17 protein-coding genes and 3 pseudogenes are annotated in these 19,138 nt (G+C 70.4%); 10 read left to right on the top strand and 10 right to left on the bottom strand.

The genetic code is table 11. The features are described 5' to 3' along the window. The first annotated feature begins 250 nt into the window (after window positions 1–250). Window positions 251–559: a hypothetical protein gene (locus tag F1D61_RS24475; protein WP_203154664.1), complete on the top strand. Its 309-nt coding sequence runs from the start codon at window positions 251–253 to the stop codon at window positions 557–559. Between the two features lie 606 nt (window positions 560–1,165). On the opposite strand, the gene F1D61_RS24470 is transcribed toward F1D61_RS24475, so the two are convergent. Continuing rightward, window positions 1,166–1,429 carry a DUF3297 family protein gene (locus tag F1D61_RS24470; RefSeq protein WP_203154662.1) on the bottom strand — a complete coding sequence of 88 codons (264 nt, stop codon included), beginning with the start codon at window positions 1,427–1,429 and terminating at the stop codon, window positions 1,166–1,168. Between the two features lie 266 nt (window positions 1,430–1,695). Here F1D61_RS24470 and F1D61_RS34865 point away from each other — a divergent pair, with 266 nt between their 5' ends. Together F1D61_RS34865 and F1D61_RS24465 are read left to right on the top strand one after the other, a co-directional pair. Next, window positions 1,696–1,818 carry a hypothetical protein gene (locus tag F1D61_RS34865; protein WP_281437021.1) on the top strand — a complete coding sequence of 41 codons (123 nt, stop codon included), beginning with the start codon at window positions 1,696–1,698 and terminating at the stop codon, window positions 1,816–1,818. Beyond that, entirely contained in the window at window positions 1,815–2,147 is a 333-nt protein-coding gene (locus tag F1D61_RS24465) for a hypothetical protein (RefSeq protein ID WP_246775504.1), read from the top strand. The genes F1D61_RS34865 and F1D61_RS24465 overlap by 4 nt, the downstream gene beginning before the upstream one ends. Before the next feature lie 373 nt (window positions 2,148–2,520). Here F1D61_RS24465 and F1D61_RS24460 read toward each other — a convergent pair whose 3' ends face one another. The 7 genes and pseudogenes from F1D61_RS24460 to F1D61_RS24430 all read right to left on the bottom strand — a co-directional run bounded on the left by F1D61_RS24460 (window position 2,521) and on the right by F1D61_RS24430 (window position 9,790). Next, window positions 2,521–3,762, bottom strand: coding sequence for an NAD(P)/FAD-dependent oxidoreductase (locus F1D61_RS24460; protein ID WP_203154660.1), 1,242 nt, complete (start codon window positions 3,760–3,762; stop codon window positions 2,521–2,523). A 6-nt stretch (window positions 3,763–3,768) separates the two neighbouring features. Beyond that, window positions 3,769–4,665 (bottom strand): dihydrodipicolinate synthase family protein, encoded by an 897-nt coding sequence (locus tag F1D61_RS24455; RefSeq protein ID WP_203154658.1) that lies wholly within the window; start codon window positions 4,663–4,665, stop codon window positions 3,769–3,771. A gap of 38 nt (window positions 4,666–4,703) precedes the next feature. Beyond that, on the bottom strand, window positions 4,704–5,690 hold the full coding sequence (locus tag F1D61_RS24450; protein ID WP_203154656.1) for a branched-chain amino acid ABC transporter permease: 987 nt from the start codon (window positions 5,688–5,690) through the stop codon (window positions 4,704–4,706). Window position 5,691: 1 nt separating this feature from the next. Then, entirely contained in the window at window positions 5,692–6,597 is a 906-nt protein-coding gene (locus F1D61_RS24445; RefSeq protein ID WP_203154654.1) for a branched-chain amino acid ABC transporter permease, read from the bottom strand. Window positions 6,598–6,842: 245 nt separating this feature from the next. After that, window positions 6,843–8,063: an ABC transporter substrate-binding protein gene (locus tag F1D61_RS24440; RefSeq protein WP_203154653.1), complete on the bottom strand. Its 1,221-nt coding sequence runs from the start codon at window positions 8,061–8,063 to the stop codon at window positions 6,843–6,845. Window positions 8,064–8,346: 283 nt separating this feature from the next. After that, window positions 8,347–9,045, bottom strand: a pseudogene (locus tag F1D61_RS24435) (ABC transporter ATP-binding protein); the annotation flags it as partial. Further along, a complete protein-coding gene (locus F1D61_RS24430; protein ID WP_203154651.1) occupies window positions 9,038–9,790 on the bottom strand; it encodes an ABC transporter ATP-binding protein in 753 nt (250 codons plus the stop codon). The gene F1D61_RS24430 and the pseudogene F1D61_RS24435, both read right to left, overlap by 8 nt. Window positions 9,791–9,970: 180 nt before the next feature. Here F1D61_RS24430 and F1D61_RS24425 point away from each other — a divergent pair, with 180 nt between their 5' ends. From F1D61_RS24425 to F1D61_RS24415, 3 genes are all read left to right on the top strand, one after another. After that, window positions 9,971–10,984, top strand: a complete 1,014-nt coding sequence (locus F1D61_RS24425; RefSeq protein WP_203154650.1) for an NAD-dependent epimerase/dehydratase family protein — start codon at window positions 9,971–9,973, stop codon at window positions 10,982–10,984. A 58-nt stretch (window positions 10,985–11,042) separates the two neighbouring features. Beyond that, window positions 11,043–12,296 (top strand): TetR/AcrR family transcriptional regulator, encoded by a 1,254-nt coding sequence (locus tag F1D61_RS24420; RefSeq protein WP_203154649.1) that lies wholly within the window; start codon window positions 11,043–11,045, stop codon window positions 12,294–12,296. Window positions 12,297–12,396: 100 nt separating this feature from the next. Then, complete coding sequence (locus F1D61_RS24415; RefSeq protein ID WP_203154648.1) at window positions 12,397–12,774, top strand: hypothetical protein; 378 nt, start codon at window positions 12,397–12,399, stop codon at window positions 12,772–12,774. Window positions 12,775–12,778: 4 nt separating this feature from the next. Here the strand turns inward: F1D61_RS24415 and F1D61_RS24410 are convergent, their stop codons facing one another. After that, window positions 12,779–13,642: a S49 family peptidase gene (locus F1D61_RS24410; RefSeq protein WP_203154647.1), complete on the bottom strand. Its 864-nt coding sequence runs from the start codon at window positions 13,640–13,642 to the stop codon at window positions 12,779–12,781. A 333-nt stretch (window positions 13,643–13,975) separates the two neighbouring features. Between F1D61_RS24410 and F1D61_RS24405 the strand changes: the two genes are divergently transcribed. Next, window positions 13,976–14,275 carry a hypothetical protein gene (locus F1D61_RS24405; protein WP_203154646.1) on the top strand — a complete coding sequence of 100 codons (300 nt, stop codon included), beginning with the start codon at window positions 13,976–13,978 and terminating at the stop codon, window positions 14,273–14,275. Window positions 14,276–14,984: 709 nt separating this feature from the next. Beyond that, window positions 14,985–16,066, top strand: a pseudogene (locus F1D61_RS24400) (HD domain-containing phosphohydrolase); the annotation flags it as partial. A gap of 64 nt (window positions 16,067–16,130) precedes the next feature. Here F1D61_RS24400 and F1D61_RS24395 read toward each other — a convergent pair. Then, window positions 16,131–17,057, bottom strand: coding sequence for a LysR family transcriptional regulator (locus tag F1D61_RS24395; RefSeq protein ID WP_203159252.1), 927 nt, complete (start codon window positions 17,055–17,057; stop codon window positions 16,131–16,133). Between the two features lie 199 nt (window positions 17,058–17,256). Between F1D61_RS24395 and F1D61_RS34430 the strand changes: the two are divergent. Both F1D61_RS34430 and F1D61_RS24390 read left to right on the top strand, forming a co-directional pair. Next, a pseudogene (locus tag F1D61_RS34430) lies at window positions 17,257–18,057 on the top strand (fructose-bisphosphatase); the annotation flags it as partial. An 89-nt stretch (window positions 18,058–18,146) separates the two neighbouring features. After that, on the top strand, window positions 18,147–19,007 hold the full coding sequence (locus F1D61_RS24390) for a phosphoribulokinase (protein WP_203154645.1): 861 nt from the start codon (window positions 18,147–18,149) through the stop codon (window positions 19,005–19,007). The last annotated feature ends 131 nt before the right edge of the window (window positions 19,008–19,138 follow it).

The following is a 19,138-nucleotide window of genomic DNA, read 5'->3' as shown; positions in this document are numbered from 1 at the left end:
TCAAGATCCGCGCCACCTTCTGCCGGGTGGCGATAGCCGCCGGTCCATGACGATGGGACGACAGCCTGCATACTTTGCATGCAGAACGGCCGGAATGCCAAGACCGAATGCCGAATCGCATGGCCGGGACGTCCTGCGGATCGGTCCTCCGCTGGAACGGGTCCCCACGCCACCGCCGCCCGTGCGGGAACGCCGGCACGATCCTGCCGTTGCCCCGGTCCGACTGCACCCCGAACCCCGGACGACGCCCATGCCGATTCGCACCTCCCTCCTCGCCCTTTCCCTCGCGCTCGCCGCCGGCACCGCCGCGGCGCAGGGCATCAACAACGGCACCGGGGTCGCCCCGTCCTCCAGCGGCAATACCGGTTCGGGCATGGCGAGCCAGCCGCCGGGCACCGGCATCGGCGGCAACAATCCGGGCAGCATGGGCTCGACCGGGTCGCAGGGGTCGAGCGGCGGGAACATGGGCCCAGGCCCGACGGTGAAGCAGGACGGCCCGACCGGCAGCGGCGCCCCCGGCACCGGACCCGGCGCGCAGAAGAACGGCACGGCGCGCTGATCCGCAATCTGGACGATCCGTCCGGACGCCGCATGAGGATCCGCCCGGCCTCGCGCAGCCGGGCGGGATCACGCGTCATGCCGACGCCCGTGCTCGATGTCGGGCACGCCCGGGATCGACGGCGCCGTCGATCCATCTCGAATTTTCGACACTGAGGCGTCTTCCGACGAAGTGGATGCCGGCCCGTCGTAGACAATGCGGCGAAGACGAATACTCAGAACCTGTTTGAGCAGGGTTTTCTAAAAAATTTGAGTGAGGCGGGATCGTCTCATTCTCCGACCTCATCCTGAGGTGTTAGCCGATTGAAAATCGGCTGACCTCGAAGGAGGGCTCCAGGGATCGCAGAGGCTTCTGGAAGCCTCCTTCGAGGTCAGTCGATCTCCGATCGACTGACACCTCAGGATGAGGTGGAAGGATAGGATATCCCATGATCCCTTCCAGCTCTGATCAGGCCGATCCGCTCAAACAGGATCTCAAAAAGCTTCACGATTGGAGCGCGATCGTGAAGCTCTCCGGGCCCGGACGTCCGAGCCACCGGGCCGGGATCGCGAACGCGGCAACGATTCGAGAACGGGACCGAGGGTCGTCGTCTGTCGACCGCCGGTCTTACTCGGCATCGGCGGCGCCGGCGTCCTGGCTGCGGAAATAGGGCTCGACCGGGCCCTTCAGCTTCACGGTCATCGGGTTGCCGAAGCGGTCCTTGGCATTGCCGGCCGCGAGCCGCACCCAGCCCTCGCTCACGCAATATTCCTCGACATTGGTCTTCTCGACGCCCTTGAAGCGCACGCCGACGCCGCGCTCGAGCAGGGCGGCATCGTGGAAGGGGCTGCGCGGATCGGTGCTGAGGCGGTCGGGCGGGGTATCGGTCATCGGTCGGGAGCCTTTTTCAGGGCGCTGTGCCTCGGGGGATGGGCTGGCGCCCCGATAGCCGCTCCCGGCGCCGCTGCCAATCCGCCTCCTGCGGCCTGCCTTCCGGCCCCGCCGCTCTTTGGAATTTTCATAATTCACCTGACAATATAGCTCATGATCTGAAAAGTAGAAATCCTCCAATATTTCAAATCAACCTTGCGTGGAGGGGGGAAGTCCTGCATTCAAGGCGGGCCGGACCCCGGCACGACCCCGAGATGGAGGCCGCGATGGCGCGAGCGCTGAACCTGATTCACGGCTGTGCCGGCCTGATCCGGGAGGGATGGCCTCCGGTCGGCCTGCCCTGGGAGCGCCTGGTCGGCCTGTTCGGCGACGGGAGGAGCGCGCGATGACCCTGCATCACCACGAAAGCCGGCTCGCCGAGGCGCAGACCGAGAGCCGGCGGCAGGCCGCCCTGGAACAGGCCCTGACGCTCGCCTTCTGGGACGCCCTGGAGCGGGGCCCGCTGCCGCCGATGGCGGCGCTCGAAGCCGCCGCCCGCACGGTCGGCTCGCTCTACCGCCAGATCGCCTCCCTGCACGGCCCGTCGCCCCGCTGCGGCTGCGGCTGGCAGCCGGAGCCCGACGAGGACCTGATCCGCCTCGAGGCGATGCTCGCCGCCGCCCTGATCGAGCGGTCGCGGCCGAGGCTCGCCGACCTGCCGGTGGCGGGGCGGGCGTGAGGGTGGCCGGCGCTCTCTACGCAGACTTGCGTTGGCAGGCCAACGCTTCGTCTGCTGAGGTTGTTGGTTTGTCGCAGATTTTTGTCGCAAAACCGGCAGCCAATTTTGCGAAATCTGTTTGGTTCTTCAAGCGCTCGCCCGACTGTCCCATCCAGGCCCGACACCCTCCGCGTCATTCCGGGGCCGCGACAGCGGAGCCCAGAATCCAGACACTCAGGTGTTCCAGAAGAAAGCGGGACGGTCTCCGACTTATCCTGCACTCTCCGCGGCTCTGGATTCCGGGCTTCGCTGTCGCGGCCCCGGAATGACGCAGAGGGGTTGAAGTCTGTAGAGACCGATCGAACAAGCCCGCGGCGATCCACTTCGCGTCTTCTCACCCGAACCGCCCGGCCCGCAACGCCGCCACGTCCACGCCCGACGCCCGCCCCGCCAGCAGGTCCGCCACGATCCGCCCCGTCCCGGCGCTTTGCGTCAGGCCGAGATGGCCGTGGCCGAAGGCGTAGATCACCCGCGGGCTCGCCCGGGACGGGCCGATCACCGGCAGGCTGTCGGGAAGCGAGGGCCGGAATCCCATCCATTGCCGGCCGCCCGCCGTGTCGAGACCCGGCAGGAAGGCGGCGGCCTTCCTCAGCATCGCGTCGGCGCGGGCGAAGTTCGGCGGACGATGGAGGCCGCCGAACTCGACGGCGCCGCCGACCCGGATGCCGGTGGCGAGCGGCGTGACCACGAAGCCGTGGCCGCCGAAGGTGAGCTGCCGGCGCAGGGGGAAGGCGCCGGGCGGCAGCGTGGTGTTGTAGCCGCGCTCGGTGTCGAGGGGCACGGAATCGCCGAGGCGGCGGGCGAGGTCCCGCGACCAGGCCCCGGTCGCGAGCACGCAGGCCTCGGCGCTCAGGCTCGTGCCGTCGGAGAGCGTCAGGCGCACGCCCTCGCCTGCGGGTGCGATGTCCCGCACCTCGCCCCTGGTAAGCGTGGCTCCCTTCGCCGCGACGACGGCGTGGAGCGCCAGGGCGAAACGGTGCGGATCGTCCACCGTCATCCAGTTCGGCGTGAAGGTGCCGGCGACGAACCGCGGCGACAGGCCGGGCTGCAGTTCCGCGAGGCGGTCAGCCTGGACATGCTCGAAGGCGATGCCCTCCCGCTCCCGCGCCGCCCAGCCGGGCCCGGCGGCGGCGAGGTCCGCCTCGCTCTCGTAGAGTTCGAGGTTGCCGTCGTGGCGCAGCCGCTCAGTCAGGCCGGCCGACTCCACCATCGCCGCCATGGCCTGCGCGGCGAGCCGCATCAGGCCGGACTGGACCTGCGTCGCGTGGGCGTGCCGGTCGGGCAGGCTGGCGCGCCAGAAGCGCACGAGCCAGGGCGCGATCCGCGGCAGGTAGGCCGGCGGCAGGGCCAGGGGCCCGAGGGGATCGAGCATCCAGCGCGGCGCCTTGCGGAGGATGCCCGGCGAGGCGAGCGGCAGCACGTCGGTGAAGGCGAGCGCCCCAGCATTGCCGAGGCTCGCCCCCTCGGCGATCCCGCCGCGCTCGATCAGCCGCACCCGCCAGCCCTCTTCCAGCAAGTGATGGGCGGTGGCGAGGCCGACGATGCCGGCCCCGACGATCGCGACCTCGCGGGGCATCGGCCCTTACGCCGCCAGCTTCAGGGAGGGGCGCCGCTCCAGGGCGGTGCGGACGATCGCCTCGACGGCGGCCCGGCGCTCGCCCGACAGCGGCTTCCTCGGCATCCGGACGTGCTCGGTCGAGCCGATCGCCAGCGCCTCGGCGAGCTTGATGTTCTGGACCAGGAAGGTCGAGACGTCGAGGTCGAGGAGCGGGCGGAACCAGCGGTAGATCTCGAGCGCCTCCGCGGTGCGACCGGCCTTCATCAGGCGGTAGATCGCCACGGTCTCCTCCGGGAAGGCGACGACCAGGCCCGCGACCCAGCCGACCGCGCCGACGCTCAGGGCCTCGAAGGCGAGGTTGTCGACGCCGGTCAGCACCGCGAAGCGGTCGCCGAAATGGTTGATGATCTCGGTGGTGCGGCGGATGTCGTCGGAGGATTCCTTGATGGCGACGAAACGCGTGTCGCCGGCCAGCCGCTCCATGATCCGGGGCGTCACGTCGACCCGGTAGGCGACGCGGTTGGAATAGATCATCACCGGCAGGTCGCCCGCCGCCGCGACGGCGCTCAGGGTCGCGACGGTCTCGTCCTCGTCGGTGTGGTAGATCGGGCTCGGCACCACCATCAGGCCCGAGGCGCCGGCCTTGGCGGCACGCGCGGCGAGCGCGCAGGCCTCGCGGGTGCCGGCCTCGGAGACGGTCATCAGCACCGGATGGGGACCGGCGACCGACAGGGCGGTCTTCATCACCGCGAGGCGCTCGTCGGGCGACAGCATCGGGCCCTCGCCGAGGGAGCCGCAGACGATCAGCCCGTCGCAGCCGGCCTGCATCTGGAGCGCGAAGCAGCGCTCCATCTCGGCATGGTCGAGGGCCCCGTCGGCGGTGAACTTGGTGGTGACGGCGGGAATGACACCTGTCCACATGGGTCTGTTTCCTTGCAGGTTTCGTGGAGTGGGAAGGATCAGGCCGCCTCGGCGACCGGGGACGACCGGGGGCTCGGCGGCGCGGTCCGGGCGGCGCGGCGCTGGCGCCAGTGCAGCCACTCGCCGACGACGCCGCGGCGGAAGAACGAGACGCAGAGGATGAAGATCAGGCCGATCACCACCGTGACGAGATCGCCGATCGTCGCGAGGTAGTTCTGCAACCCGACCACCAGGGCGGCGCCGACGAGCGGCCCGACCAGGGTGCCGACGCCGCCGAGCAGCGTCATCAGCACCACCTCGGTCGAGGTGTGCAGCGACACGTCGTTGAGCGAGACGAGGCCGAAGACCAGGGCCTTGAGGGCGCCGGCATAGCCCGCCACCGCCGCCGAGAGGACGAAGGCGAGGAGCTGGAAGCGGGAGGCGTCGTAGCCGAGCGACACCGCCCGCGCCTCGTTGTCCCGCACCGCCTGGAGGATCTGGCCGAAGGGCGAATGCACCACCCGGTGGATGAACAGGAAGCCGGCGACGAAGAGCGCGAGCGCCACGTAGTACATCGCCGTATCGCTGGAGAGATCGACGAAGCCGAGCAACGTGCCGCGCGGGATGCCCTGCAAGCCGTCCTCGCCGCCGGTCCAGCGGAACTGCACCGCCAGGAAGTAGACGATCTGCGACAAGGCCAGCGTGATCATCGCGAAGTAGATGCCGCGGCGCCGGATCGCGAGGCCGCCGATGGCAAAGCCCACGAGAGCCGCCGCCGCGACGCCCGCCGCGAAGGAGACCGGCACCCCGAGCGGATGGGCGCCGAGCCGGATCATCAGCGCGCCGGTGACGTAGCCGGCGGTGCCCAGGAAGGCGGCATGGGCGAAGGAGACGAGGCCGGTGAAGCCGAGCAGCAGGTTGAAGGCGCAGGCGAACAGCCCGTAGGCCATCACCTTCATGACGAAGATCGGGTAGACCAGCCCCGGCACCAGCGGCACCACGAGGAGCCCGGCGACGAGGGCGGCGAACAGGTGTCTGGACGTCATCTCACGCCTCCCGCCCGAACAGGCCGGCCGGGCGCAGGAGCAGCGCCAGGGCCATGATGACGAAGACCACCACGGTCGAGGCCTCCGGATAGACCACCTTGGTCAAGCCCTCGATCAGCCCGAGGCCGAGCCCGGTCAGCATCGCGCCGAGGATCGATCCGAGGCCGCCGATCACCACCACGGCGAAGACGATGTTGAGCAGGCTCCCGCCCATCAGCGGGGTGATCTGCATGATGGGCGCGGCCAGCACCCCGGCGATGCCGGCGAGCGCCACCCCGAAGCCGTAGGTGAGCGTGATCATCACCGGCACGTTGATGCCGAAGGCCTGGAGCAGGCGCGGATTCTCGGTGCCGGCGCGTAAGTAGGCGCCGAGCTTGGTGCGCTCGAACAGATACCAGGTGGAAAGGCAGATCAGCAGCGAGGCCGCGACCACGAAGACCCGGTATTTCGGCAGCAGCATGAAGCCGACATCGACCGGGCCTTGCAGGATCTCCGGCGGCTCGTAGCCCTGGCCCGACACCCCGAAGAAGTACCGGAAGCCGCCTTCCATCACCAGGGCGACGCCGAAGGTGAGGAGCAGGCCGTAGAGGTGATCGAGGTGATAGAGCCGGCGCAGCAGGGTGCGCTCGATCGCCATGCCGAACACGGCGACGAGGGCCGGCGCCAGGACGAGGGCGAGCCAGAAATTCACCTGGAGGTCGGGCTGGCCGAGCCAGGGCCCGACTTGCGTCAGCCCGATCCAGGCCAGGAACGCCGCCATCATGAACTGCGCGCCGTGGGTGAAGTTGATGATGTTGAGCAGGCCGAAGATGATCGCCAGCCCCATGCTCAGCATGGCGTAGAAACAGCCGCCGATGAGCCCGATGGTGAGCTGAGCCATGAAAGCCTGAAGGGTGATGTCCGTCATGGGGAGCACCGGGGAGGATGAGGCGGGACGGTTGAGTGCATACCCTCCCCCCTCTGCGGGGGAGGGTGCCCCACGGCGAGTGCGAAGCACTCGCGCTGGGGCGGGAGAGGGGACGCCGCTTCCGGATCAGGCCGAACCGTTCTGACGGGCGCTCGCTGGATCAGCGTCGCGCTGCCCCTCTCCCGGCCCCTGCTGACGCAGGGACCACCCTCCCCCGCAGAGGGGGGAGGGTTCGGGGTGGCGGCTCACCCCTTGGCGTTCAGCGGGCAGGCCTCGCTCGGCTTCGGGTAGACGTCGTCACCCTTGAGCACCGCCTTGACGTGGTAGAAATCCCAGTCGCGCTTCGATTCCGCCGGCTTCTTCACCTGGAGCAGCAGCAGGTCGTGCACCAGCGCCCCGTCGGCGCGCAGGCGGCCGTTGCGGATCACCGCGTCGTCGATGGTCATGGAGCGCAGCTGCTTCATCACCGCCCCGGCCTCGTCGGTACCCGCCGCCTGGATCGCCTTCAGGTAGCTCAAGACGGCGGAGTAGATCGCGGCCTGCGAGGCGCTCGGCATCCGCTTCATCTTGGCGAAGTACTTTTCGGCGAAGGCGCGCGAGCGGTCGTCGTAATCCCAGTAGAACGCTTCCGTCAGGTACATGTCCTGGGCCTTGGCGAGGCCGAGGCTCTTCACGTCGGTGATGTAGGTCAGCAGCGGCGCGATCACCTGCTTGTCGCTGCGGCCGATGCCGTATTCGGCGGCCTGCTTGACGGCGTTGACCGTGTCGCTGCCGGCATTGGCCAGCGCGATCACCTGGGCGCCGGTGCTCTGCGCCTTCAGCATGTAGGAGGAGAAATCGCCGCCCGGGAAGGGATGGCGAGAGACCCCCAAGACCTTGCCGCCCTCGGCCTCGACCACCGCGGCGGCGTCCTTCTCCAGGGAATGGCCGAAGGTGTAATCGGCGGTGACGAAGTACCAGCTCTTCTTGCCGGCCTTCATCAGCGCCTTGGCGGTGCCGGCGGCGAGCGCGTAGGTGTTGACCATCCATTGCGCGCTCAAGGGCGAGCACTTGTCGGTGATCGCCGCCATGGCCACGCCGGCCGAGAGCATGGTCACCCGGTTCTTCTGGCGCGCGATCTCCATCACGGCCAGAGCCGTCGAGGAGGTCGGGAAGTCGGCGATCATGTCGACCTTGCCCTGGTCGAACCACTCGCGGGCGAGGTTGGCGGCGATGTCGGGCTTGTTCTGGTGGTCGGCGGCGACCAGTTCGACGGGAGCGCCCAGCACATTGCCCCCCATCTCGTCGATGGCGATCTGCGCCGCCACCGCCGAGCCGCGGCCGGTGAAGTCGGAATAGATGCCCGACAGGTCGTTGAGGATGCCGACCTTGACCACCCCGTCGCTGACCGTGTCGGCCGCGCGGGCGCCCGAGGCCAGGGCGGCGAGGGACAGACCGAGGGCATAGCCGATGACACGCGACCGCATGATTTTTAGCCTCCTTGTGTGATCTGCCTGAACGGCGCCTGCTGTCTCAGAGCATCTTTGACGTAATCGACGATCCCGCTCTCGACCTCATCCTGAGGTGTCAGTCGATCGAAGATCGACTGACCTCGAAGGAGCGCTCCGGAAGGCGCTGAGATCCCTAGAGCCCTCCTTCGAGGTCAGTCCATCTCTGATGGACCGACACCTCAGGATGAGGTGGATGGATGGACTGATCGAGCGATGAAATACTTGTTCCGATACGCAAAATCGCACTGGTGAACTCACACCCCAGCAACCGCCCGACCTCCTCCTCCCGCGCTTCGACCTCGTGCGCGGCGATCTCCGCGGCGATGCGGCCGTGCTCGACGACGTAGTGGCGGTCGGCGAGGTGACGGGCGAAGTGGAAGTTCTGCTCGACCAGCACGATGGTGAAGCCGCGGCTCATCAGCAGCGACACGGCGCGGCCCAGAGCCTCGACGATGACCGGCGCCAGCCCCTCGGTGATCTCGTCGAGGAGCAGGATGCGGGCGCCGGTGGTGAGGATGCGCCCGAGCGCCAGCATCTGCTGCTCGCCGCCGGAGAGCCGGCCGCCATAGCTGTCGGCCCGCTCGGCGAGATTCGGAAACAGCGCCAGCACCTCGTCGAGCGGCATCCCGCCCTCGCCGAGGCGCGGCAGCAGGGTCAGGTTCTCGCGGGTGGTGAGCGTGCGGTAGACGCCGCGCTCCTCCGGGCAATAGCCGAGGCCGAGCCGCGCGATGCGGTGGGGCGGCAGCCGGATCGCCTCGGCGCCCCGCACCCGCACCGAGCCGGCGCGCCGGTCGGTGAGGCCGAGGATGGCGCGCAACGTCGTGGTGCGGCCGGCGCCGTTGCGGCCGATGAGCGTCACGCACTCGCCCTCGCGCACCGTGAGGTCGATGCCGTGGAGAACGTGGCTCTCGCCGTACCAGGCCTGGAGGCCGCTTGTTTCGAGAACGATGTCAGGCATGCCCGCCCCCGAGATAGGCCGCCTTCACCGCCGGATCGGCCGAGACGGCGGCGTAGGGCCCCTCCGCCAGGATCTCGCCCCGTTGCAGCACCGTGATGGTGTCGCAGAGGTCGGCCACCACCGACATGTTGTGCTCCACCATCAGGATCGTACGGCCCTTGGCGATGCGCCGGATCAGCCGCTTGATGCGGTCGACATCCTCGATCGCCATGCCCTGCGTCGGCTCGTCGAGGAGCAGGAAGGGCGGATCGAGGGCGAGGGTGGTGGCGATCTCGAGGGTGCGCTTGCGGCCGTAGGACAGGTCGGCGGCCCGCGCCTCGGCGGCGTCCGCCAGCCCGACCTCGGCGAGGAGCCGCATCGCCTCCTCGTCGAGCACCTGGAGCGAGCGGCCGGAGCGCCAGAACCGGTACTGCGTGCCGAGCCGGCGCTGGAGCGCCACCCGGACGTTGTCGCGCACCGAGAGGTTCGGGAAGATCGCCGAGATCTGGAACGAGCGCACCAGCCCGCGCCGGGCGATCGCCGCCGACGAATCACGGGTGATGTCCTGGCCCTCGTAGAGGATCTGCCCGTCCGTCGGCACGTGGACCTTGGTGAGCAGGTTGAACACCGTGGTCTTGCCGGCGCCGTTCGGGCCGATCAGCGCGTGGATACTGTGCCGCCGGACCTTCAGGTCGAGCCCCCGCACCGCCCGGAAGCCGCCGAACGCCTTGGTCAGCCCCCTGGTCTCGAGTGCGGTGTCGGGCACGGCGTGGTCCTTCGGTTCGTCCTGATTCGTAGATTGTATAAAATATGCGATGCGGTCAAGCGGCGCGTCGGCACGAGGGGACGGCCGGTCCGCGGCCCCGGCGGGCTGGCAACCGGGCCTCCATCGGTGTAACCGCGCCCTAGCGGGCGCTTCTCGTCCCCGCGCGCCCAGGGACCCGCCATGCGCTTCCTCGTGACAGGCACGGCCGGCTTCATCGGCTTCCACCTCGCCCGCCGCCTGCTGCAGGCCGGCCACGAGGTCGTGGGGGTCGACGGGCTGACCGACTACTACGACGTCGCCCTCAAGCGGGCCCGGCTGGCGCAGCTCGACGCCCTGCCGGGCTTCTCGTCCCGTGAATTCCTGCTGGAGGAGCCCGGCGCCTTCATGAGCCTGATGGGCGAGGCGCGCCCGGACGTGGTGGTTCATCTCGCCGCGCAGGCCGGCGTGCGCTACAGCCTGGAGCACCCGGAGGCCTACGTGTCGGGCAACGTGGTGGGCACCTTCCAGGTGCTGGAGGGCTGCCGGGCCCATCCGGTGCGCCACCTCCTCTTCGCCTCGACCTCCTCGGCCTATGGCGGCAACCGGGATGTGCCGTTCCGCGAGACCGACCGGGCGGTCTGGCCGCTCACCATCTACGCCGCCTCGAAGATCGCCGGCGAGGCGATGGCGCATTCCTACGCCCACCTCTGGAAGATCCCCACGACCGCGTTCCGGTTCTTCACCGTCTACGGGCCGTGGGGCCGGCCGGACATGGCCCTGTTCCTGTTCACCCGGAAGATCCTGGCGGCCGAGCCGATCGAGGTCTACGACCACGGCCGCGCGGTGCGGGACTTCACCTATATCGACGACCTCGTCGAGAGCATCGCCCGGCTGATCGACGCGCCCCCTCCCCTGCCGGGCGTAGGCCCCGTCTCGGCCGCCGACACGTTGAGCCCGGTCGCGCCCTACCGGATGGTCAATATCGGCGGCGGCCGGCCGGTGAGCGTGGCGGCGATGCTCGACGCCCTGGAAGAGGCGCTGGGCGCGCGCGCCGTGCGCCACCTGCGCGACCTGCCGCCCGGCGACGTCGAGCGGACGGAAGCGAGCACCGATCTCCTGCGCGACCTCGTCGGCTACGTGCCGGCGACGCCGCTGTCCTCCGGCATCCCGGCCTTCGTCGCCTGGTACCGGGCGCATTACGGCCCGGCGGCCTGACGGGGGCCCGTGAAATCACCGGCTTGTCATGCGCCCCGTGACAGTGCTCAATCCCCCCATGCCCCGCAGCCTCGATCCCGAGACCGTGCCCGCCCCCGATGCGGCGCCGCGCCAGACCCGGCGCTACGCCCAGAAGCGCGACGCGATCCTCCACGCCGCCGCCGCCCTCATCAACGAGGCCGGGGTGAAGGGCACGACGCTGGCCGACGTCGCCCGCAGCGTCGGGCTGATGACGAACAGCGTGACCTACTATTACCGCCGCAAGGAGGACCTGGCGGCGGCCTGCTTCCTGCACACGATCGGGGTGCTCGACGGGCTGGTGGCGCAGGCCGAGACCGCCCCCGACGGGCCGGCGCGGCTCGCCCGGCTCCTCGACCTCGCAGCCGCCCACCGGGCCGCGATGGCGATGGGCGAGGAGCCGGACATCGCCGTGCTCCACGACGTGCGGGCCCTGCCCGCCCCCCAGGCCGAGAGCGTATTCGCCGCCTACAACGCGCTGTTTCGCCGCCTGCGCGGCCTGTTCGACGAGGCCGGGCTCGACCGGCAGGACCGCAACGCCCGCACCCACCTGTTGCTCTCGGTGATCCACTCGACCCGGCTGTGGATCGGCCGCTACGAGCCGCGGGACTATGCCCGGGCCGGCGCCCGGATGACCGACCTGCTCACCCGCGGCATGGCGGCGACAGGCTCGAATTGGCGCCCGGCCCTCCTGCCCGAACAGGCGCCGCCCGAGGAGAGCGAGGTCTCGCCGGAGGCTTTCCTGCGCGCCGCCACCATCCTCATCAACCAGCAGGGCTATCGCGGCGCCTCGGTGGAGAAGATCTCAGGCCTCCTCAAGGTCACCAAGGGCTCGTTCTACCACCACAACGACAACAAGGACGACCTCGTCGCCAATTGCTTCTCCCGCAGCTTCGCGCAGATCCGGGCGGTCCAGGACGCGGCGGACGCCAACGGCGGCAGCGGCTGGGACCGGATCTGCACCGCCTCGGCGACCCTGGTGCGCAGCCAGCTCGGCCCCGGCGGTCCGTTGTTGCGCGTCACCGCCTTCAGCGCCCTGCCGGAGGCCCTGCGCACCGAGACGCGGCGCACCATGAACCGCCTGACCGAGCGCTTCGGCTTCTGCCTCGTCGACGGCATGGCCGACGGCTCGGTGCGCCCGCTCGATGCCGGCATCGCGGCGCAACTCGTCTCCAGCATGGTCAACGCCGCCGCCGAGCTGCCGGCCTGGGTGCCGGGCGTGACGCCCGACAACGCGGCCGACCTCTATGCCCGGCCGCTCTTCCTGGGACTGTTCGCGCCGGCGGCGCGGTGAGGGCCGCATCCGCTCGTCGGGCGCTCCGGTCCGCCTTGCCGAACCCGGCCCTGCGCGACAGCTAGGGAGCTTAGCGCCGCCGGGGAGCAGGCTCTTTCGAATGCGCAGCCTGTTCCTCCTGATGTCGATCGCGGTCGCCCTCGGCTTCGTGGTCAGCGGGCTGATCAACGGCCTCGACGACCGAGCGCTGGCCCGGAGCGAGCGCGAGGCGCAGAGGCGGGTCGGGGTCGCGGTGGCGGAGCATGCCCGCCGGCTCGGCCTGTCGCAGGACTGGGCCGCCTATTGCCGGGCCGAGACGAGACGCAAGCTCGCGACCTCCCCGAAGGACGGCTCGATGCCGTTCGGCCTGCGCTATTCCAGCGCCGGCACGGAGGAGGTCGAGCGGGCGATCCGCGAGCGCGAGACCTACGAGCGCCAGGACCAGATCCTGTGCCTGACGCGATTGCCCGCGAGCCTGCGCGATCCGGCGACGCCGTGAGCGGCTACAACCCGTAGCGGGCGAACGCCGCGCGCTCGTCGAGGGCGGCCAGCGCCCCCTCGATCGCCGCGATTCCGACCGCCCCCGGCTCGCGCCGGCGCAGCAGCCGGGCGAGGAGGCCGCCGCGGGCCTGCTCGATCACCGGCAGCTTCACCGTGTCGCCGAAGCGCGCCCGCAGGACCGAGCGGACGTCGCCGTGGCCGTCGACGAGGCCGAGCGCCAGGCCCTGGCGCCCGGTCCAGACCGCACCGGAAAACAGCTCGTCGGGATCGCCCGTGAGGCCGGGCCGGCGGCTCGTCACCAGTTCGGTGAACATCGCCTGCACGTCGGCCTGGATGGTCTTGAGGCGGGCGACGTCGTCCGGGTTCTCGGGCCGGAACGGGTCGAGCATCGCCTTGGCCTTGCCGGCGGTGTGGACCCGGCGCTCGACGCCGAGGCGCTCGATCAGCCCGGTGAAGCCGAACCCCGACGACACCACCCCGATCGAGCCGACGAGGGAGGACGGATCGCAGAAGATCTCGTCGGCCGCGCAGGCGATCATGTAGCCGCCCGACGCCGCGACGTCCTCCACGAAGGCGAGGACCGGCACCCCGGCCTCGGCCGACAGCGCCCGGATGCGGCGGAAGATCAGGTGCGACTGCGCCGCCGAGCCGCCCGGCGAGTTGACGACCAAAGCCACCGCCCGGATGCCCTTCATGCCGAAGGCCCGCTCCAGCGCAGGCGCGCAGGCGCCGAGCGACAGGCCGGCCCGCAGGGGCGAGACCGCCCCGATGGCGCCGCTCAGGCGCACGACCGGCACCACCGGGTGGCGGCGAGCCCAGCGCCCGGGAAGGAGGGCGCGCAGGGTGGCGAGGGGCCGGAACGGCATGGCGGGAGGGAATCTCCGATGGCGGCCCCGACGGTTAAGCGGAGCGCGGGGTCCGGGCAAGCGGGAGCGGGGCCGCAGGCCCGGCGCGATGGCGAGAGCCGCGCCGACACCGGTGGGAATGGCCCGGATCGAGGGCGCCGGCAAAGTCGAACGCAGGTTTATCGACCGCATCGATTGAAGCGGGGCCTTGCGCGTCTAGATGAACCGCCAGCGCCCCTGGGTCGTCCGGTGGGCGTCCCGCCGGCCCGTCGCCGGCGGGAACCAGCCTCGTTGACACTTGACAGCCGGCGCGCCGCGCCGCCCGAGGGAGACCGACATCATGCGTGCTCTTCGATGGATCAGCCTGGTCCTGACCCTGCTCGTCGCGGGCATCGGGCTCGGCACCAGCCGCAGCTCCGCCGCCGCCCTGCCGAGCGCCGGGGCGCTGGCAGCCGAGGCCGCGCCGCCCCCCTGGTCGAGAAGGCCTATTACTATCGCCGCCACTACCGCTACCGGCCCTATCGCCGGTATTACGGCTACCGGCCGTATCGCCGCTACTATTACCGTCCGTACTATCGCCCCTCCTATCGGCGGTACTACCGCCCGTATTACCGGCCGTATCGCCGGGTCTACGGCCCGCGATTCTTTTTCTAGAGCATCGTTATTTCTAGAGCATTGTCCGACGAAGCGGATACCGGTTCGTCGCAGACAATGCGGCAAGATCAAAAACCTGGAGAGCGTCGCGATTGCAACGCGATCGCGACGCGCCCTCGTCCGCAGACCACGCGACACGAAATCCCGCACGGCGCCTGAGCGAAGCCGATTTCCGCGTCGCGAGGCGATCGGCCGGACATCGTGCGGGACGGGCGATTGCGGCCGGGCGATGGGGCCCACCGCCCGTCTTCGCCGGATGCCGACCCCGCCACCGGACCAAAACAGATCCAACGGCCATTCATTGCAACGGGATACCGACCCACTGTGTCTCCGGCGGGACAACGCTCATCGGCACGATCAGTATGAAGACGATCCCTTCGTGCCATCTGGAGTATTCCCAACATCAGAGTCGGTCATGACGGTCAATTCCCCGCGCGACCGGGCTCCGTACGGCCGGCACCGCACCGATCTGTTCGGTTCACACGTGGCCTCGCAACATCACCGGCAGGGATCGAGCGGCCTCAGCCCACAAGTCTGACCCCGTATCCGGGGTTTCCGGCGCCCCGTTTACTCACGCTTAAGTCCGGAAACCCATTCTCACCCTGAGACAGAGACCGAATCCTGGTCTTCGAAAACGGGGAGCCCTCCGGCCCCCATGCCGCGGGACCCGGCCCCTGGCCGGAGGTCGTGCGCCGCGGGAGATGGGAAGATGGACGTACTCGTCATCGACGACAGCCAGGCGATCCTGGCTCAGATGAAGCGGCTGCTGGATCAGGACCACCAGGCGGTCACATCCACCTTCCGGAATCCGCTCCTGGCGCTCGACGAGGCGCGGATGCGTGCCTTCGACCTCGTGCTGGTCGATTACAACATGCCCGAGATGGACGGCGTGACCGTCATCCGCCAGCTGCGGGGGATCGAGCACTACGCCCAGGTGCCGATCGTGATGATCACCAGCGAGGTGAGCGACGCGGTGCGCCTCACCGCCCTGGATGCGGGCGCCACCGATTTCCTCGACAAGCGCATCGGCCGGGTCGAGCTCCGGGTCCGGCTGCGCAACCTCGTGCGGCTGGCCACCGCGGTGCGCCGCCTCGACGACCAGGCCTCCTGGCTCGCCGGCGAGGTCGAGAAGGCGGTGCGCACCTTGCGCGAGCGCGAGGCCGAGATCATCTTCCGCCTCTCGCTGGCCGTGGAATACCGGGACAACGACACCGGCGACCACACCTGGCGCGTCGCCCGCTACAGCCAGATCATGGCCGAGGCCCTGGGGCTCGACGACGAGCTGTGCCGCCGCGTCTACCTGGCGGCGCCGCTCCACGACGTGGGCAAGGTGGCGATTCCCGACGGCGTGCTGCTCAAGCCCGGCCGCCTCGACGCGGAGGAATTCGCCCTGATCCGCACCCATGCGGCGATCGGCAGGCACATCCTGGGCGGCAGCAACTGCGCGCTGATCGGGCTCGCGGCGGAGATCGCCGAATCGCACCACGAGCGCTGGGACGGCGGCGGCTATCCCGGGGCCTCTCCGGCGAGGCGATCCCCCTCGCGGCCCGCATCGTCGCCGTCGCCGACGTGTTCGACGCGCTGACCAGCGAGCGCCCCTACAAGGCGGCGATGCCCCTCGACGAGGCCCGGGCCTGCATCGCGGCGGAGAGCGGCCGCCACTTCGATCCGGCCTGCGTCGCCGCCTTTCTGTCGCGCTGGGACGAGATCGCGACGGTGCGCAACGACGCCTCGGCCCGCCGGCGCGACATCCCGTTCCGGATCGAGCCCTGGGCCCGGGTGCCGTCCCTCCCCGGGAGGTGCCGACGGAGGCGGAGGTCTCGCCGCGCGAGGACGAGGCGGCCTGAACCCGCCTTCAACGGCCCGGGTCGGGCAGGTCGGGCAGCCAGGCGGCGCCCTCCCCCACCAGGAAGTCCCAGAACGCCTGGCCGGCGGGGCTCAGGACCTTGTCGGCCCGGCGCACCGAGAACCAGTCGCGGCGGATCGGCAGGCCCTCGACGTCGAGGAGCACCAGGCGGCCATCCGCGACCTCGGAGGCCACGGTGTGGCCGGAGATCAGCGCGATCCCCAACCCCGCCATCACCGTCTGCTTGATGGTCTCGTTCGAGCCGCTGTCGATGCCGATGCGGGCGCGCCGGATCAAGAGGCCGGTCATGAACTCCTCGAACACCGTGCGGGTCCCCGAGCCGTATTCCCGCACCAGGAACGGCTCCTCGGCGAGTTCCTCCCGGGTCAGCCCGTGCCGCCCGGCGAAGCGGTGGTCGGGGGCGGCGATCACCACCAGGGGATGGGGTCCGAAGCTCTCGGCGGTGACGGGGAAGTCCCGCGGCGGGCGGCCCATCAGGGCGAGGTCGACCCGGTAGTCCCGCAACGCCTCGACGGTGGCGCCCCGGTTGCCGACCACGAGGTCGATCTCGACCCCCGGATGGGCCCGGGCGAAGCCGCCGACGATCCGGGGCGCGAAGTACTTCGCCGTCGAGACCACGCCGAGCGAGACCCGGCCGCCCTGGCCGCCGCGCAAGGCCCGCAGCCGCTCGGTGCAGGTCTCCAGCACCGTGCCGATGCTGTCGATGGCCCAGAGCAGCTCGCGGCCGGCATCGGTGGGTTTGAGGCCCGCATGGGTGCGGTCGAACAGGAGCAGGCCGATCTCGTCCTCGAGTCCCTTGATCCGGGCGGTCAGCGCCGCCGGGGTCACGTTCAGCTCCTGGGCCGCCCGGGTCATGGTGCCGAGCCGCGCGATCGCCGCCACGGCGTGGAGCTGCTTGAGGGACAGGTTGCGAATCTGGTCCTGTGCCATCCGGTCCTCGGCCGCCGGCCGCGCTTGAGGGGCCATCATCGCGGGAAAGATCCCGATCCGACATCGCCGGCGGCGCGGGCGCATCCCGTACTTCGGGACAGGGTGACGGGAGAGGCCCGCGCCGCCTAAGCTGCCTGGGAGAACCATGGGCCGGTCCGGGTAGGGCATTCTTCGGGAATCGCACATGCTTCTGAGCGCCCGCATCGACGCGATCCCGCCGCGGCGCCAGACGACCGCAGGGTCGATCCTGGCCGCCCTCGCGCGGGCGGCCGCCGCGACGGCCGGAGAGATCGCGGCCATTCCCGGCGACCCGACGGCCGCCGCCCGGCGCATCTTCACCGAGTCCTTGCGCGGGGCCGAGGTCGCGGCGATCGCCTGGCCCGACGAGGACCGGCCGGATCTGCGCGTGAGGGGCGCCGCCTTCGTCGTCGCCCTCTGTCCGATGGAGGGCGCGGACGACCTCGACGGCGGCCTTCCGGCCGGCACGCTGTTCTCCCTGCGGCCCGCCGGAGCGGATCCGGAGGCGGCCTTCCTGGCGCCGGGGCGGATGCAGGCCGCGGCGGGCTTCGTCGTCTACGGACCCCGCACCCTCCTGACCCTGACCGACGGCACCACGACCACGACGCGGATCTTCGATCCGCAAAGCGGCACCTTCCGGCCGCCCTCGGTGCTGCGCCTGTCGCGGGCGCCGTCTTGCGAGGCGCCGCGGGGTGCCGACGGGCCCCGGGCCGGGACGGTTCCGGCCTGCCGCTCGCTTGCCGCCGGCGCCCAGCGGGTGCTGACCCGCGGCGGCCTGCACGTCGTCCCGGCCGATCCCCACCCGGAGGCGGGGATCCGGCTCGTCCACGAGGCGGCGCCGGTGGCGCTCGCGATCGAGGCGGCCGGCGGGGCCGCCACGGACAAGCGCGGGCGGGCGATCCTCGACATCGCCGCCGGCGATCTCGGCCGGCGCACGTCGCTGGCCGTCGGGTCGACCCGGGAGGTGACGGAGCTCGTCCGCCGCCTCGACCGCGAGCGCGACGCCGGCGGCTCGCCGCTCTTCGCCCCCGCGGGCTGCTGCGGGGCTGACCCGACGTGTCGGCCCTCCACCCCATCGTGTCGGTCACCGGGTCGTCGGGCTCCGGCACCACCTCGGTGCGCAACACCTTCGACCAGATCTTCCGCCGCGAAGGCGTGGAGGCGGTGTTCATCGAGGGCGACGCCTTCCACGCCCTCGACCGGGAGGCGATGCGCGAGGCGGTGGCCCGCGAGCCGACCCTGAGCCATTTCGGCGAGCGGGCGAACCTGCTGCCCGAGCTGGAGGCGGTGTTTCGCGAATACGCCGCCTCGGGCCGCGGCCGCACCCGGCACTACGTGCACGATGCCGAGGAGGCCGCGCGCTTCCAGGCCGCACCCGGCACCTTCACGCCCTGGGAGGAGTTTCCCGAGGGTTCGGACCTGCTGTTCTACGAGGGCCTGCACGGGGCGCTCGCCAACGAGCGCGTCGACATCGCCGCGCATGCCGACCTGAAGATCGGCGTGGTGCCGGTGATCAACCTCGAATGGATCCAGAAGCTCCACCGCGACAAGGCGGCCCGCGGCTACTCGACGGAAGCCGTGACCGACGTGATCCTGCATCGGATGCCCGATTACGTCACCACGATCTGCCCGCAATTCACCAACACCGACATCAACTTCCAGCGCATCCCGACGGTCGACACCTCGAACCCGTTCGTCGCCCGCTGGATCCCGACCGCTGACGAATCGATGGTGGTGATCCGGTTCCGCGATCCGCGGGGGATCGACTTCCCCTACCTGATCTCGATGATCGCCGGCAGCTTCATGTCGCGGGCGAACTCGGTGGTGATCCCCGGCGGCAAGCTCGACCTCGCGATGCAGCTGATCCTGACCCCGATGATCCTGCGCCTCGTCGAACGACGGCGCCGCCTGCTCTGACGACGGAGGCGGGATCCTCCTTCGGGCAGGGTCGAGCCTCCTTCGGACAAGGCTCCGGCGCCCGCCGGCTCGGCTTGTGCTCGGGACAGGATGGCGTAAGAGTCCGGCCATCCGACGTGCCTCGGGGGGAA

It is taken from the genome of Methylobacterium aquaticum (assembly GCF_016804325.1).
Taxonomy (GTDB): Bacteria; Pseudomonadota; Alphaproteobacteria; order Rhizobiales; family Beijerinckiaceae; genus Methylobacterium; species Methylobacterium aquaticum_C.
This window is presented reverse-complemented; position numbering and strand designations above follow the sequence as displayed.